This window comes from Streptomyces novaecaesareae, assembly GCF_000716875.1.
Lineage (GTDB): Bacteria > Actinomycetota > Actinomycetes > Streptomycetales > Streptomycetaceae > Kitasatospora > Kitasatospora novaecaesareae.
The window spans coordinates 39337-54435 of record NZ_JNWQ01000017.1; the positions used below are offsets into that span (position 1 = coordinate 39337).

Here is a 15099-nt window from a genome sequence, read left to right on the forward strand (position 1 = left end):
ACGCCCTTCGTAGCCTGGCCGATGCCCGCGACCTGCCACCTGGCGCAAAGTCAGAAAGTGCCGCCTGTGCGCCATTTGGCGTAGAAGCGTCCCTCCCGGTGGCGTACCAATGGGGTACTGGTCGACGCCGAGCCGGGAGGAGCCGGGATGACACTGGCGGCCGTGCACCACTGGATCGTGGTGCTCGACATCGAGGGGTTCAGCGCACGGCCGAACCCCGTCCAGCGGTCGCTGCGGGAAGCGATGTACGAGGTGCTCCGGGACGCGCTGGCGGAGGCCGGCCTGCCGGACGGGGCCGTCGCCACCGAGGACCGCGGGGACGGCGTGCTGATCCTGGTGCAGCCCCAGGTCTCGCCGGTGCTGCTGGCCGGGGCGCTCGTCCGGGCCCTGGACGACTGCCTCGCGGAGAAGGCGCGGATCTTCAACGCGGCGCACGCCCTGCGCTTCCGGGTCGCGCTGCACCAGGGGCTGGTCAGCCGCGACGCGGACGGCTGGTCGGGGGACGCGGTGAACTGGACCTTCCGGCTGGTCGACGCCGCGCCGCTGCGCGAGGTGCTGGCCCGGGCGGGCCGGGCCAACCTGGCGTTCATCGTCTCCGACGAGGTCTACCAGGCCGTGGTCCGGCACGAGTACCGCACCGTCGACCCGGCCGCCTACCTGCCGGTCGGCTTCGAGGCCAAGCACGGGATCGCCGCCCGCGGCTGGATCACCGTGCCCGGCTACCCGGCTCCGCCCGGGCTGGACGGGGGCACCGCCCCCGGATCAGGCCCTGGAACCGGATCCGGCCCCGATCCCGCCCCTGCCCCCGGTGCCGGCGGTGGGCCGAAGGGCGGAGTGGTCTTCCACGCGGGCGTGGTGCACGGGGACCAGGTGGCCGGTGACAAGAACGTCCACCACGCACCGAACTCCCCGGGCCGTCGATGACGACGCCCGGGGACACGGGGCCGGCGGTAACGGGGGTTCCGCCGGTCGACGGGGGAGGGGGCTCGTCCGGCCCGGCGGCACCGCCCGCCGCCGGGCCGGACGGGCCTGCCGCGGACGGCCCGCCGGCCGGCGAGGGTGCCGACGGCGGGTCGTCCGGCGACGCCGGCGGCGAGCGGCCGGAGGGCGGCTCCGCCCGCAGCGGAGCGGCCCGGGAGAGCGCGGAGGCCACCCAGTTCGCCCAGGGCATGCTGCGCCGCGACACCGTTCGGCACGCGCTGGCGAGCATCGACGGCGACATGGTCGCCGGGGACAAGAACGTCTTCCTGGTCGGCGGCGGCCGGGCGCCGCTGCGCCTGGTCTCCCCGCTGGTCCTGGATCGGGTGCGCAGCGCCTTCGCGGATCCGGCCGGCTGGGACGAGGTGCGGGCCGCCTTCGGCAAGCGGAGCCTGGCGATCCTGCGCGGCCCGGCCGGCTCCGGCAAGACCACGGCGGCGTTGCGGCTCCTGCTCGGCCGCTCGGTCGACCGGATCTACCACCTGGACCGCACCTCCGACCTCGGGGCGCTCATCGAGCGGCTGGAGGCCGACGCCCAGGACGGCCCGGGCGAGCCGGTCGGCTTCCTGGTCGACCAGCCGGGGGACTGCTCCACCCTGGACGGCCCGCTCCTCCAGGGGCTGGACGGCGCCCTCCACCGCGCCGGGGCCCGGCTGGTCCTGACGGTCGGCCAGGAGAGCGGGCTGGTCGACTCCGAGGTCCTCGGCCACGTCATCGACCTGCCCGGCCCGCCGGAGCCCGCCCTGATCGTCCGCCACTACCTGGACTGGCTGCTCGGCGAGCCCGCCGCCACCGCGCTGCTGGAGCGCCCGGGCGTATCGGACTTCCTCACGGAGCACCTCGGCGCGGACGGCGCCTGCCGGGCGGCGGCCGGACTCGCCTCCGCGCTGGGCGAGTCCGCCCAGTCCTCGGCCGGCGGCGTGCCCGACCTCGCGGTGGTCCGGGAGAAGCTGGCCCGGCGCGGCGCCGAGGACTTCGAGATCTGGGCCGAGAACCTCGACGAGCCCTTCCTGCGCTGCTACGCCGTCGCCCTGGCGGTGCTCAACGGCCTCCCGCAGGAGGACGTCGCCGCGGCGGCCCGCGCGCTCCACCGGCGCCTGGGCACGGAGGACTACACCGTCCTGGCCGACGCGGACGGCCACCTGCCGCGGGTGCGCGAGCCGTACCAGGTGCCGCGCCGCCGGCGGCTCGCCCAACTGCGGGCCCGGACGGTACCGGTGCGGTTCTTCAGCGCCACCGGGCGGGTGCCCGCGGACGGCCTGGAGTACAGGGACCCGGGCTACCCGCGCCGGCTGATCGAGCACGTCTGGACGGAGTACCCGCTGCACGGGGTGCTGCTGGACTGGCTCGGCGAGCTGGTCGCCGACCCGTCCGAACAGGTCCGCACGCACGCCGGGGTGGCGCTCGGGGTGCTCGCCGACCGGTCCTTCCAGTACCTGCTGGACCACGTGCTCCACCACTGGGCGGCCAGCCCGGACCGCCGGCGGCGCACCGCCGTCGCCCACGCCCTGTCGGTGGGCGCGAAGAACCCCGAACTGCTCGGCATGGTCAGGAACCTGGCGGCCGGCTGGCTCGCCGATGCCGACCGCCCGCTGGTCCAGGCGACCGCGGCCCGGGTGTACGCGCTGAGCCTCAGCGGCGCCGGGCCGCTGGCCGCGATCGACGCCCTGGCCCGGCTCTGCGTGGTCGACCACATCCAGGTCGCCATCGCGGTCGGCGACAGCCTGACCGACATCCTCGCCGACGACGACCGGCTGTCCGCCGTGGTCCTCGGCCGGCTGTGCACGGCGCTGGCCGACCACCGGGCCCGCCCCTCCGTCCTGCTGGCCTTCCTGGCCGTCGGCGCCCAGTGGGTGGTGGAGACCGCGACGCTCGCGGAGCCGGCCGTGGCACCGAACTGGCCGGCCCTGCTGGTGCGGGCGGACCTGGAGCCGGCACTGCGCGCCCCGTTCGTCGAACTGTGGCGCGCGGCGCTGAACGAGGCCGTCGCCCGGACCGACTCCGAGCACGTCCTGCGGCTGTGGGCCCGGCTGGCCGAGGGGGATCCGGGGCTGCGGGCGGTCTTCGTGCGGATGGCCGGTGCGCTGGCGGACGGCGATCCGCGGACCGCCACCATCCTGCGCCGCCAGGCCGCCGACTGGGCCGGCGCCCACAGCATCGCCCCGATGCCGAGGACCGCCGCCGCGGTCACGGCCGAACTGGACCGACAGGAGAGCCCGAGATGACCCCCACCCTGCCGCTGATCATCAGCGAGGAGCCGGTGCCGAGGGGGCTGTCCGGCCCGGTGAAGTCGCTGAAGCCGAGCGCCGCCGCGGTGTACGCCTCCTACGACGGTGAACTCGCCTGGTTCCAGGGCAAGCCGCTGACCTGGTCGCAGCAGTTCCTCGGCAGGTACCGGACCAGGTACGAGGTGGACCTCAGCGACCACCGGCGCACCGCGCACCTGAAGAGCTGGCCGCTGCCCTCCCAGGACCAGGCCCACTGCTTCGACGCCGTCGTGGACGTCGGCTTCCGCGTCCACGACCCGGTCGAGGTGGTCCGGCGGAACGTGACCGACGCCCTGGTCGTGGTCTACGGGCACATCGCCGCCGTGCTCCGGACGATCGCCCGCGGCTTCCCGATCCACCAGGCCGCCCTGGCCGAGCACCGGATGAACCAGGACTGCGCCCGGGAGATGGTGCTGGCGGAGGGCATCACCATCTACCGCTGCGTGGTCGACCTGCGCCCCGACGAGGCGGCGCGCGACTACATCGCCAGCCTGACCAGGGCGGACCGTGAGCTGCGGCTGGCCGAATCGGCGCAGCTGCGGGCCGAGGCCGAGGCCCGGGGCGAGCAGGTGGTCGACCGGATCAGGCTGGACGGCCGGCTCGCCCGGGAGAAGCAGGAGCAGGCGGTGAAGCTGGAACTGCAGGCGGAGCGGCGCCGGCTCCTGGGAGAGGGCGACCTCGACATCGGCGGTCTGATCCGGCTGTTCGTGCTGGAGCACCCGGACCGGATCGCCGAGGCGGTCGAGATGCGCAGCCGCTGGGAGACCTCGCTCGTCGGCCGGCAGGAGCAGTTCGACGAACGCTCGGTCGAGGTCTTCAAGTTCATGGTCGCGAACGACCTCATCCAGCCGGCCGACGTCGAGGTGATCCGGCAGCAGGCGCTGCACCGGGTGCACGGCGCGACGCTGGCGGGCGGGGCGGCCACGGCGCTGCCGCCCGTACGGTGGGGCGGTTCGGCCGGCTCCTCGGGGCCGTCCGCGCCGCTCGGGCCGCCTGGGCCGGTCGGGCCGGTCACGCCGTCCGGGCCGGTCGGGCCGTCCGCGCTGGTGGGGACGGTGGTCGCGGACGCCCAGGGGAGCGGCCCGGCGAACGGGGTGCTCCCGGTCTACCTCCTGATCGACGAGTCGGCGGCCGTCGCGGGCTGCCTCGACGGCCTCAACAACGCGCTGCGCGGCCTGCATTCGGCCCTGCTGACCCCGCCGGAGACGGCCACCGGGCTGCGGATGTCGGTGCTCGGCGCGGCCGGGGACACCACGGCGCACCTGCCGATGTCGTCGGTCGAGTGGACCACCGTGATGCCGGAGCTGACGGTGCGCTCCGGCGCCCGGCACGACCTGGCGTTCGAGCGGCTGCGCACGCTCGTCCCGGAGGACCTGGCGCGGCTCAAGGCCGAGCACCGGGTGGTCCACCGCCCGGTGCTGTTCGTGCTGTTCGGCGGGGTCTGCGAGGAGGGCGTGCGGTGGCGGGAGACGGTCAGGGCGCTGACCGACCCGGTGGCCAACCCTCGCCACCCGACGATCATCTCGGTGGGCATCGGCCGGGCGGACGAGGCGGAGATCCGCGCCATCGCCCGCTACCCGGAACTCGCCTTCCTCGCCGAGCCCGGGCTCGACCTGGCCACCGCCGCCGAGCGGTTCGCCTCGCTGCTGCGCGACTCCGTGCTGTACCTGAGCCGCGGCCTGGCGGGCGGCCGGCCCGACCTGTTCATCGAGTGCCCGCCCGGTCTGCGCCGGCTCGGCGGCACCGGCTGAGCCACACCCCCACCCGACGGCTGAACCCGACGAAAGGCACTACCGACCATGGCGGACAACCGTGGCAACCTCATCCCGATGTACGTGGTGGCGGACGAGTCCGGCTCGATGACACCCGTCCTCGGCGAACTCAACGCCGGACTGGCCTCGCTGCACCGTGCGCTGCTGGCCGAACCGATGGCGGCGGCGAAGGTGAGATTCTCCGTCCTCGGCTTCTCCAACGGGGTCGACGTCCGGATGAGCCTGGCCGACCTGCGGCAGGAGGACGAGCTGCCGGTGCTGTCCAGCACCGGCGGCGGGACGAGCTACCGGGCCGTGTTCACGGCGCTGCTCACCCGCATCCCGCAGGACGTGCAGGAGCTGAAGAGGGCCGGGTACACCGTCTACCGGCCCGCCGTGTTCTTCCTGAGCGACGGTCAGCCCAACAGCAACGAGGACTGGGCGAGCGTGCACCGGCAGCTGACCGACCGCTCCCGGCGGGACGGCGTGGCACCGAACATCGCGGCCTTCGGCATCGGTGCCGCCGACGCGTCCACGATCCTGAACGTCGCCACCGACCAGAACTACGCCTTCGTGCAGATCCCGGGCGCCGACATCGGCGCGGCGATCACCAAGTTCTGCTCGGCGCTGACCACGAGCATCGTGGCGTCCGGGATGTCGCTCGCCGCGGGGAACGCGGAACTGGTGGTGGACAAGCCGGAGGGCTTCCGCATGGCGATCGACGTGGTGTGACGGTGGGCCCCGAGCACCGCGCGGCCGGCCCCGACGGCCGGGCCGCGCTGCCGCCCGTGTCCCCGCCCGCCCGGCGCCCGCCGGCGCTGCCGCCCGCGCAGCCGCCGCCGCAGGGCGGTCCGGGCCCGGCGGGTTTCCTGCCCTCCCCGGTCCGGTCGTCGCACCCCTCGGCGCTGCCCGGCCGTCCGGTCGGCGACTCGGTGTACGCGGTGCCCGGCTCGTGCTGGGCGCCGGTCGAACTGGACCGCCCGGTGGACCGGTTCGAGCCCAAGCCGCCGTCCGGGTCCTCGTACCGGCCGGACACGGTCTTCGACGGCTGGTCCGGCGAGCACGTGCGGGTCCGGCTCGCCTCCGTCCGGGGCTACGCGCACCGGGGCAACGGGCGGCCGCGGGAGGACGACATCGCGGTCGGGCTGCACGGCTCCGGGACGCTGGTGTTCGCCGTCGCGGACGGCGTCTCCGGCGCCGAGCAGTCGCACCTGGGCGCCACCCTCGCCTGCCGGACGGCGGTGGACACGGTGACCAGACAGCTGGACGCGGGCTGCCGCCCGGACCGGCTCGACTGGGCCACGGTGCTCAACCACGCCGCCTACCAGCTGGTCGCGCAGACGGCGAAGATCCTCGGCCTGTCCCGGGAGGACGCGGCGGCGGCCGAGCGCCTGATGGCCACCACGCTGGTGACGGGGGTGGCGGTGCCCGTCTCGCTGGGGCTGGACGTCCACCTGGTCTCCGCCGGGGACTCGGGGGCCTGGCTGCTGTCGGCGGGCGGCCGGTTCATGTCGGTGATCCGCGAACCCGTCGGCGCTGGCGAGCCGGTGGCGTCCTCGGCGGTGGTGGCGCTGCCCCGGGTGCCCTCCGACGTCCGGGTGCACACCGTCCTGGTGTCCGGCTCGGACCGGCTGCTGATCGGCACGGACGGCTTCGGCGGCCCGCTCGGCGACGGCACCGGCCCGGTCGGCCGCCTCTTCGCCGAGCACCTGGCGCCCTCGCTGGAACCGCGCGGGCTCGCCCACCTGCTGGACTTCTCCCGGGAGACCTTCGACGACGACCGCACCCTGCTCGTCGTCTGGCCCGCCTCCGCCGTGGAGGCCCTGCCGTGACGAAGGTCCGGGTCGAGCGGCTGACCAGGGGCGACAAGCTCGGCCAGGGCGGCCAGGGCACCGTCTGGGCGCTGCCCGGCCGGAAGATCAACGGCGAGTGGCCGATGGCGTACAAGGAGTACTCCGCCGTCTGCCGGGACGAGCTGGACGGCCCGGCCCTGGACGCGATGGTGGAGTTCGTGCCCGGGCTGCCGCCCGAGACGGGGCTCTGGCTGTGCGAGCGGCTGGCCTGGCCGGCAGCCGTCGTGCTGGACGACCGGGGCCGCTGCGGCATCCTGATGCGCCTGGTGCCGGACAGCTTCTTCATCGACTCGCCGCAGGCCGGGCGCAACCTCGCCGGCTTCCAGTTCCTGCTCAACGGCGAGGGCTATCTGCGCCGGGTCGGGATCTCGATCACCGACGAGCAGCGGCTCCAGCTGCTGCTCGACCTCTCCCGGACGCTCGCTGGTCTGCACCGGCTGGGCGTCGTGGTGGGCGACCTCTCGCCGAAGAACGTGCTGTTCCGGCTGGGGGCGGAACCGAGTTGCTTCCTGATCGACTGCGACGCGATGCGGGTCGACGGCCGGGACGCCCTCGACCAGCGGGAGACCCCGGACTGGAGCCTGCCGCAGGGCGAGCCGCTGGCGACCGGGCGCGGGGACTCGTACAAGTTCGGCCTGCTGGTGGTCCGGCTGCTCGCCGGGGAGCAGGACAGCCGGGACACCGGGGCGGTCGGGGCGCTCTCGCCGGACCTCGGCCGGCTCGCCGCCGCGGCGCTCGGCACGGACCCGCGAGGCAGGCCCGAACTCGCCGACTGGGAAAGGCCGTTGCTGCGGGCGATCGAGGAGCTGCGGAAGCCGTCGGCGCCCGACCCGGACGAGGTGACGGCGTGGATCAGGGCGACGCTGGCGGCGGACGCGCAGAACCCGGCGCCCGACCGGCGGGCGCCGGACGCCGTCCCCGCCTCGCCCGCCGCCACCCCGCCCGGGCCGGGCCGGGTGCTGGCGGCGGTGGTGGTCGCCGGGCTGCTCGTGTGGGCCGGCTTCAAGGGGGTGTCGGCGCTCGGGGACGACTCCGGCGCCGACTCCTCCTCGACCGGGTCGTCGCCGACCGCCGTCTCCACGTACTGGACGACCCAGAACGGGAGCAGCGGCACCGGCGGGGGCGGTACGACCGGTGGCAGCGGCGTCGCCGCGGTCGATCCGGTGAACCAGGCGAAGGCCATCGACATCCTGCTGAACCGGAACGACGGGACGCGCAAGGTCGTCACCTCCGCGGTCGAGGCCGCGGACGGCTGCGGGAGCGCGGTGGACGTCAGGTACCGGGCCTCCCAGCTCCGCCAGGCGGCGGCCGGCCGGGACTCCCTGGTCACCCGGCTGCAGGGGGTCGACACCTCGGCGCTGCCGGGCGGCGTGGACCTGGCGGCCCAGCTGTCCTCGGCCTGGAAGGCCTCCGCCGCGGCCGACCGGGCGTTCGCGCGGTGGGCGGACGACGTGGCCGGCTGCGACGGCAACGCGCCGCACACCGCGGACTGGAACGAGGCGTACAGCCAGAGCCAGGTGGCGACCGCCGCCAAGAAGGCCTTCGCCGCCGCCTGGAACCCGCTGGCGGACCGCTACGGGCTGGCCCACTGCGACCCGGACGCCATCTGAACGCTGAACACCGAACCCCGCTAAGGCGGCAGCCGGCCCTCGGTGCGAGCCAGTTTCTCCAGCTCCGCCGGGTGGAGCAGCTCGATCACCCGGCGCCCGGTGCGCAGCCAGCCGGCGTCCCGCCACTCCTCCAGCAGCCGGTTGACGGTCCGCCGGGAGCTGAGCACCAGGCCGGCCAGGTCGTCCTGGGACAGCGGCAGGGAGATCCTGACCTCGCCGGTGGGCGCCGAGTCGCCGTAGCGTTCGGCGAGTTCCAGCAGGAGGGCGGCCAGGCGGGGGCGGACGACGGCGGAACCGGTGGCCGCCCGCTGCTGGTCGGCGTCCCGCAGCCGGCCGGAGAGCACCTGCTGGAGGGCCTGTGCGACGGCGGGGTTGGCGTGCTTGATGGCGCCGAAGCGGCTGAGCGGGATGTGCAGCGCGGTGACGTCGGTCAGTGCGTGCAGGGTGGCCGACCGTGCGCCGCCGTCGAGGCCGGCCTGTTCGCCGAGCAGGTCGCCGTCGCCCCGGATGGCGAGGATCGCGCGGTAGCCGGCGCCCGACTCCACCAGGACCTTGACGCAGCCGCGCTCGATCACCAGCAGGTGGTCGGAGTGCTCGTACTGCTGGAGCAGGGAGCCGCCCGCCGGGTAGTGGACCCGGCGGGCGACGGCGGCCAGTTCGGCCCGGGCCGGGGCGTCGAGCAACCGCCAGAACGGAACGCGTCCGCCCGACGCCGGTCCGGCCGGTCTCATCCCAGCAGCCCCGCCAGTGCGACCAGCCCGCAGCCGGCGACGGCGAGCAGGAGGGACTGTCGCACCCGGCGGTCCTTTATCCAGATGATCCGGCTCATCTCCACCAACTGCCGGCTGAGCAGGGGGAGCAGGTCCGCGCCGTCCAGCTCGGTGGCGAGCCGGTCGGGCGTCCAGTGCCGGAGCTGGCCGTAGTAGACGAAGTTGGGCGGGTCGCTCTCCTGCTTGCCCCCGCCGCGCGGCACGACCACCGACACGGCGGCGACGGCGGCCAGCGCGAGGACGGCCACGCCGAGCCAGAAGGCCGTCGCGGGCAGGGCGCCGGAGGTGCGGCCCAGGGAGGTGCCGGTGCCGGACAGGGCGACGATCGCGCCCAGCGCGGCGGATTCGATGGTGAGGGCGAAGGAGGCCTTGGAGTCGACCCTGCCGGTCACCTCGGTCAGCGAACCATGGATCTGCCAGGCGGTTTTGACTGCTTCTTCGTTCGACACAGGCCCCCCGGACGACCGTTCTGGACGGTTCCCGGATCGCCGGTTTCGGCCCCCGGGCTCCCGCCGCTCCAGCATATCCACGCGGTGCCCACCGGGGGCCCGGATTGCCGTGGAGCGGTCCCGAACTCGCCTTTCCCGTGGGGGAGGTGGGGCCGGTGGGGCGCCGTCCGGATCAGGCCCCGGGGCCGCCGGCGGCCGCCGGCGGGGCGAGGGCGCGCAGCGCGGCGTCGACGAGGAGGTCGGCGTGTTCGTGGGTGAGCGGGCCGAGGCGGTACTGCCAGCGGTAGTAGAGCGGGCCGTAGAGGAGTTCGACGGCCAGGTCGAGGTCGGCGTCGGCGGCGATCTGGCCGGCCTCGCGGGCGCTGCGGAGGCGGTCGCGGGTGACCTCCAGCAGGGGGTCCAGCAGGCGGGTGCGGTACTCGGCGTGCAGCGCCGGGTCGTTGAGGATCTCGGCGATGATGGCGCGGTAGGTGCGGTCGGCGCCCGGGTCGGTGAGTTCGTCGCTGGTGGGGCGCAGGACGGCCCGGAGGTCGGCGGCGAGGTCGCCGGTGTCGGGCAGTGCGAGGCCGCCGTCGTGTTCGCCGGCGGCGAGGAAGGCGTCGAAGACGACCGCCCCCTTCGAGGGCCACCAGCGGTAGATGGTCTGCTTGCCGACGCCGGCCCGGGCGGCGATCGCCTCGATGGTGAGTCTGCCGTAGCCGACTTCGGTGACGAGCTCGGCGGCCGCGGTGAGGACGGCGGTGCGCGAGCGCTCGCTGCGGCGGGCGGGGTCGGGGGCGGTTCTGGATGCCATGGAGAAAATCCTATGCGAAGCAGCGAGACGAGACGTATTGTCTTCCCGAGATGTCGCGAGACGCTACGTCTCGTCTCGGCCGCTATCCCCGGAGGTGCCCGTGAACCGCCCCGCACACATCCTGATGGTCTCCGTCCCTGCCCACGGGCACGTCAACCCCAGCCTCGCCGTGATCACCGAGCTGGTCGCCCGGGGCCACCGGGTCAGCTACGTCAACGACGCCTCCTTCCGGGAGACCGTCGAGTCCACCGGCGCCACCTTCGTCCCGTACCCGACCGAGCTGCCGCTCGCCGACGATCCGAACGGCTGGGTGGAGGAGCCGGTGGCGATCCAGGAGCTGTTCCTGGACGACGCGCTCGCCATGTGGCCCGTCCTGCTGGAGGCCTTCGCCGACGACCGCCCCGACCTGGTGCTCTGCGACATCGCGGGCTTCGCGGGCCGGGCGCTCGGCGAGCGGCTCGGGGTACCGGTCGTGCAGCTCTCGCCCACCTTCGTCGGCTGGGAGGGCGCCGAACAGGACCTCGCGGAGGTCTTCGAGGCGATCCGCAGCGGCCCGGGCGGTGCCGAGCACTACCGCCGGTTCGCCGACTGGCTGGCCGAGGCGGGCGCGGTGCAGCGCGACGTGGATGCCTTCAAGGGCCGCCCGGAGCGGGCGATCGCGCTCGTCCCGCGGGCCATGCAGCCCAACGCCGACCGGGTCGACGAGCGGCGGATCAGCTTCGTCGGGCCCTGCTTCGGCGACCGGGCCCACCAGGGTCAGTGGCGGCGGCCCGAGGGCGCCGAGCAGGTGCTGCTGGTCTCGCTGGGCTCGGCCTACACCAACCACCCGGCGTTCTACCGGGCCTGCGTCCAGGCCTTCGGCGACCTGCCGGGCTGGCACACGGTGCTGCAGATCGGCGCGCACACCGACCTCGCCGAGCTCGGCGAGGTGCCGGACACCGTCGAGGTGCACCGGTGGGTGCCGCAGCTGTCGGTGCTCGCCCAGGCGGACGCGTTCGTCACCCACGCGGGTATGGGCGGCTCCAGCGAGGGGCTGTTCCACGCGGTGCCGATGATCGCGGTGCCCCAGGCCACCGACCAGTTCGCCAACGCGGACGCGCTGGTGGGCCTCGGTGTCGCCCGCCGCCTGGACGCCGGCGCGGCCACCCCGGAGGCGCTGCGCACGGCGCTGCTGGAGCTGGTCGGCGACCCGGCGGTGGCCGGGCGGCTGCGCGAGCTGTCCGCGGCCGGCCGGGCCGAGGGCGGCACCGCCCGGGCGGCCGACCTGATCGAGGCGGAGCTCGCGCGGTAGCGGACGGCGCTCGGGGGCCGCGGCGTGCGGCGCGGATCCGGAGGGCGGAGAATCCGGATGACGAACAGCTGTTGTCATATCTTCATTCACCTGCTGTGATGGTGTATATGGATATGCACAGTGCTGTGGCCCCCGACGCTCCGCTGGTCCTGGTCGGCAAGGCCGACGTCAGCGCCGACGACGTCCTCGCCGTCGCCCGGGGCAACGCCCGGGTCGAGATCGGTCCCGACGCGCAGGCCGAGATGGCGGCCGCCCGCGCGCGGATCGACGCCCTCGCGGCCGAGCCGCGCCCCGTCTACGGCGTGTCGACCGGCTTCGGCGCGCTCGCCGTGCGCCACATCAGCCCCGAGCTGCGCGCCCAGCTGCAGCGGTCGCTGGTGCGCTCGCACGCCGCCGGCATGGGGCCGGCCGTCGAGCGCGAGGTGGTCCGCGCGCTGGTCTTCCTGCGGATGAAGACGCTGGCCTCCGGCCGTACCGGCGTGCGCCCGCTGGTCGCCCAGACCATGGCCGCCGTGCTCAACGCGGGCATCACCCCGGTCGTCCGCGAGTTCGGCTCGCTCGGCTGCTCCGGCGACCTCGCGCCGCTGTCGCACTGCGCGCTCGTGCTGATGGGCGAGGGCACGGCCACCGGCCCGGACGGCGTGGAGAAGCCCGCCGGTGAACTGCTCGCCGCCGCCGGGATCGAGCCCGTCGAGCTGCTGGAGAAGGAGGGCCTGGCCCTCATCAACGGCACCGACGGCATGCTCGGCATGCTGGTGATGGCCATCGCCGACCTCCAGCGGCTGTTCACCACCGCCGACATCACCGCCGCCATGACCCTGGAGGCGCTGCTCGGCACCGACAAGGTGCTCGCCCCCGAACTGCACGCCCCGATCCGCCCGCACCCCGGCCAGGCGCTCAGCGCCGCCAACATGCTGGCCGTCCTCAAGGACTCCGGCCTCACCGGCCACCACCAGGACGACGCGCCGCGGGTCCAGGACGCGTACTCGATCCGCTGCGCCCCGCAGGTGGCCGGCGCCGGCCGGGACACCCTGGCCCACGCCCAGCTGGTCGCCTCCCGCGAGCTGGCCGCCTCGGTGGACAACCCCGTGGTGCTGCCCGACGGCCGGGTCGAGTCCAACGGCAACTTCCACGGCGCCCCGGTCGCGTACGTGCTGGACTTCCTCGCCATCGCCGCCGCCGACCTCGGCTCGATCTCCGAGCGCCGCACCGACCGCCTGCTGGACAAGGCCCGCTCGCACGGCCTGCCGGCCTTCCTGGCCGACGACCCCGGCGTGGACTCCGGCCTGATGATCGCCCAGTACACCCAGGCGGCGCTGGTCAGCGAGAACAAGCGGCTCGCCGTCCCGGCCTCGGTCGACTCGATCCCCTCCTCCGCGATGCAGGAGGACCACGTGTCGATGGGCTGGTCGGCCGCGCGCAAGCTGCGCCAGGCCGTCGAGAACCTCGGCCGGATCCTGGCCGTCGAGCTCACCGCCGCCGCCCGCGCGCTGGAGATCCGCCAGCAGGCCGAGACGGCCGGCCGGATCGCCCCGGCCACCGCGGCCGCGCTGGCCGTCGCCCGGGAGGCGGGGGTCGGCGGCGCCGGCCGCGACCGCTTCCTCTCGCCGGACCTGGAGGCGGCCGCGGCGCTGGTCGCCTCCGGTGAGCTGGTGCGGGCGGTCGAGCGGGTCACCGGCCCGCTGGCCTGACACGCCGCCCGGAGCGGGGCGGCCGGAGCGGGGCGACCGGGCTCAGTCCCAGTCGCCCCGCGGCCGGCGGTCCTCGCGGGCCCTGCGCTCGCCGAACGCGGCGGCGAAGTTGACCCCGACGATGCCCGCCCAGCAGACCAGCAGGCCGGCGAAGCCACCGCTCTCGGGGCTGGCCGCGATCGCGGTCAGCGGGATGCCGAAGGCCAGCGAGACCACCGCGAGCCCGCTGCCGGAGCGCTTGCCCCAGCTCTGACGGCGGGAACGGTGGTGGCGGTCGTGGTACGGCCGCGGCTCGTCACCGTCCAGCCGCTGGGCGACGGAACGCTCGACCCGGGCGTCCAGACGGGCGTCGAGGCGCTTCATGAAGGAGTCGACCAGCTCGTCCTCGTACTCCTTGCCGAGCTCCTTGCGGGCCTGCAGGGTGGCGTCGAGGTCGCGCCGCAGTTCGTCCTGGCGAGTGTCCATGGGGTACAGCGTGGGGTCGGCGCGGCGCCCGGTCCATCCGTTCGCGGGGGAATCCGGGCGGGCTCAGGGAGAAATCAGGGTTACCCCGAGCCGTGCCGGCTCCGGGCGGGCCCGCTGTCCGATATCCGGAACGTCTCATGGGGCGTTCCGCCGTACGAGACGTCGTTGCCAGGCGCGGCGCGCTGCTGCACAGTCGTCGTCCGACCTGCTCGAACCCGGAGGTACCGCTGATGACCGCCCTCGATGAGACCGGCAGCGTCGGACCCTCCGCCCGGCTGCTCCAGCTGTTCGAAGGGCACCGGCTCACACCGACCCAGCGCCGGATCGCCCACTCGCTGGTGCGGCACGCCACCGAGGCGCCGTTCCTGTCCAGCGTGGAGGTCGCCGAACTCGCCGGCGTCAGCCAGCCGTCCGTCACCCGCTTCGCGGTCGCGCTCGGGTACGACGGCTACCCGGCGCTGCGCAAGCAGCTGCGTGAACTCGGCGGCGGAGAACCGACCGCGCCGGAGACCCCGGACGACGCCGTGCGCAACGAGCACCAGCAGGCCGTCCTCGCCGAGATCGAGCACCTGCGCCACCTCGCCGAACTCCTCGCCGACCCGGAGCCGATCATCCGGGCCGCCCGGCTGCTCGCCGCCTCCCGCCCGCTGCCCGTACTCGGCCTGCGGGCCGCCTCGGCGCAGGCGCGCGGCTTCGCGTACTTCGCCGCCAAGGTGCACCCGGACATCCGGCTGCTGGACGAGGGCGGCAGCATGCTCGCCGACCGGCTGGAACAGGCCGCCGCGGCGGGCGCGACCGCCCTGCTCTGCTTCGCGCTGCCGCGCTACCCGCGGGAGCTGATGGACGCGCTGGCGGTGGCCCGCGAGTGCGGGCTGACGGTGCTGACCGTGGCCGACAGCGCCTTCGCGCCGGTCGCCAAGCTGTCCGACCTGATGCTGCCGGCCGCCGTCGGCACCGGGCTGGTCTTCGACACCGCGTGCGCGCCGATGATGCTCGGCCGGGTGCTGCTGCAGACCATGTGCGACGAACTCCCCGGCGCGGAGGCCCGGTTGGAGTCGATCGAGCAGTCGGCCGCGGCGCGCGGGCTGTTCTTGGAATAGGCACAGCCTGGAATAGGCGCAGCTTGGGGCGTCGTCAGGGGAGTAGTCGTCACGTCCCCGGGCATCCCCTCCTACAGGGGG

At 74.8% G+C, this 15099-nt stretch carries 13 protein-coding genes; 9 read left to right on the plus strand and 4 right to left on the minus strand.

Annotation, left to right across the window (positions count from 1 at the left end; translation table 11 throughout):
• Positions 1-147: 147 nt before the first annotated feature.
• Genes OP86_RS33435 through OP86_RS08690 form a run of 6 tightly spaced genes read left to right on the plus strand, consistent with a single transcriptional unit; the run spans position 148 to position 8459 of the window.
• Positions 148-924 carry a hypothetical protein gene (locus OP86_RS33435; protein WP_051829867.1) on the plus strand — a complete coding sequence of 259 codons (777 nt, stop codon included), beginning with the start codon at positions 148-150 and terminating at the stop codon, positions 922-924.
• Positions 921-3203, plus strand: a complete 2283-nt coding sequence (locus tag OP86_RS08670) for a hypothetical protein (protein WP_030257494.1) — start codon at positions 921-923, stop codon at positions 3201-3203. The genes OP86_RS33435 and OP86_RS08670 overlap by 4 nt, the downstream gene beginning before the upstream one ends.
• A complete protein-coding gene (locus tag OP86_RS08675; protein WP_030058822.1) occupies positions 3200-4996 on the plus strand; it encodes a hypothetical protein in 1797 nt (598 codons plus the stop codon). Before OP86_RS08670 ends, OP86_RS08675 begins: the two co-directional genes overlap by 4 nt.
• 48 nt (positions 4997-5044) lie before the next feature.
• Entirely contained in the window at positions 5045-5728 is a 684-nt protein-coding gene (locus OP86_RS08680) for a vWA domain-containing protein (protein ID WP_030058820.1), read from the plus strand.
• On the plus strand, positions 5725-6828 hold the full coding sequence (locus tag OP86_RS08685) for a protein phosphatase 2C domain-containing protein (RefSeq protein ID WP_157849700.1): 1104 nt from the start codon (positions 5725-5727) through the stop codon (positions 6826-6828). The genes OP86_RS08680 and OP86_RS08685 overlap by 4 nt, the downstream gene beginning before the upstream one ends.
• Positions 6825-8459, plus strand: a complete 1635-nt coding sequence (locus tag OP86_RS08690) for a hypothetical protein (protein WP_030257501.1) — start codon at positions 6825-6827, stop codon at positions 8457-8459. Before OP86_RS08685 ends, OP86_RS08690 begins: the two co-directional genes overlap by 4 nt.
• Before the next feature lie 20 nt (positions 8460-8479).
• Here OP86_RS08690 and OP86_RS08695 read toward each other — a convergent pair whose 3' ends face one another.
• The 3 genes from OP86_RS08695 to OP86_RS08705 form a co-directional block, all read right to left on the minus strand.
• Entirely contained in the window at positions 8480-9142 is a 663-nt protein-coding gene (locus OP86_RS08695) for a Crp/Fnr family transcriptional regulator (protein ID WP_234434939.1), read from the minus strand.
• 44 nt (positions 9143-9186) lie between these two features.
• Positions 9187-9753: a Pycsar system effector family protein gene (locus OP86_RS08700; RefSeq protein ID WP_483414668.1), complete on the minus strand. Its 567-nt coding sequence runs from the start codon at positions 9751-9753 to the stop codon at positions 9187-9189.
• 97 nt (positions 9754-9850) lie between these two features.
• Positions 9851-10471: a TetR/AcrR family transcriptional regulator gene (locus tag OP86_RS08705; protein ID WP_030058810.1), complete on the minus strand. Its 621-nt coding sequence runs from the start codon at positions 10469-10471 to the stop codon at positions 9851-9853.
• 124 nt (positions 10472-10595) lie between these two features.
• Here OP86_RS08705 and OP86_RS08710 point away from each other — a divergent pair, with 124 nt between their 5' ends.
• On the plus strand, positions 10596-11762 hold the full coding sequence (locus OP86_RS08710; RefSeq protein ID WP_030257505.1) for a macrolide family glycosyltransferase: 1167 nt from the start codon (positions 10596-10598) through the stop codon (positions 11760-11762).
• Between the two features lie 107 nt (positions 11763-11869).
• Entirely contained in the window at positions 11870-13453 is a 1584-nt protein-coding gene (hutH, locus tag OP86_RS08715) for a histidine ammonia-lyase (RefSeq protein ID WP_051829869.1), read from the plus strand.
• Between the two features lie 42 nt (positions 13454-13495).
• Here hutH and OP86_RS08720 read toward each other — a convergent pair whose 3' ends face one another.
• A complete protein-coding gene (locus OP86_RS08720; protein ID WP_030257510.1) occupies positions 13496-13918 on the minus strand; it encodes a hypothetical protein in 423 nt (140 codons plus the stop codon).
• Between the two features lie 230 nt (positions 13919-14148).
• On the opposite strand from OP86_RS08720, the gene OP86_RS08725 reads away from it, so the two are divergent.
• The gene (locus tag OP86_RS08725; protein WP_030058806.1) at positions 14149-15018 is read left to right on the plus strand and encodes a MurR/RpiR family transcriptional regulator; all 870 of its coding nucleotides are present in this window, start codon (positions 14149-14151) and stop codon (positions 15016-15018) included.
• Positions 15019-15099 lie beyond the last annotated feature (81 nt).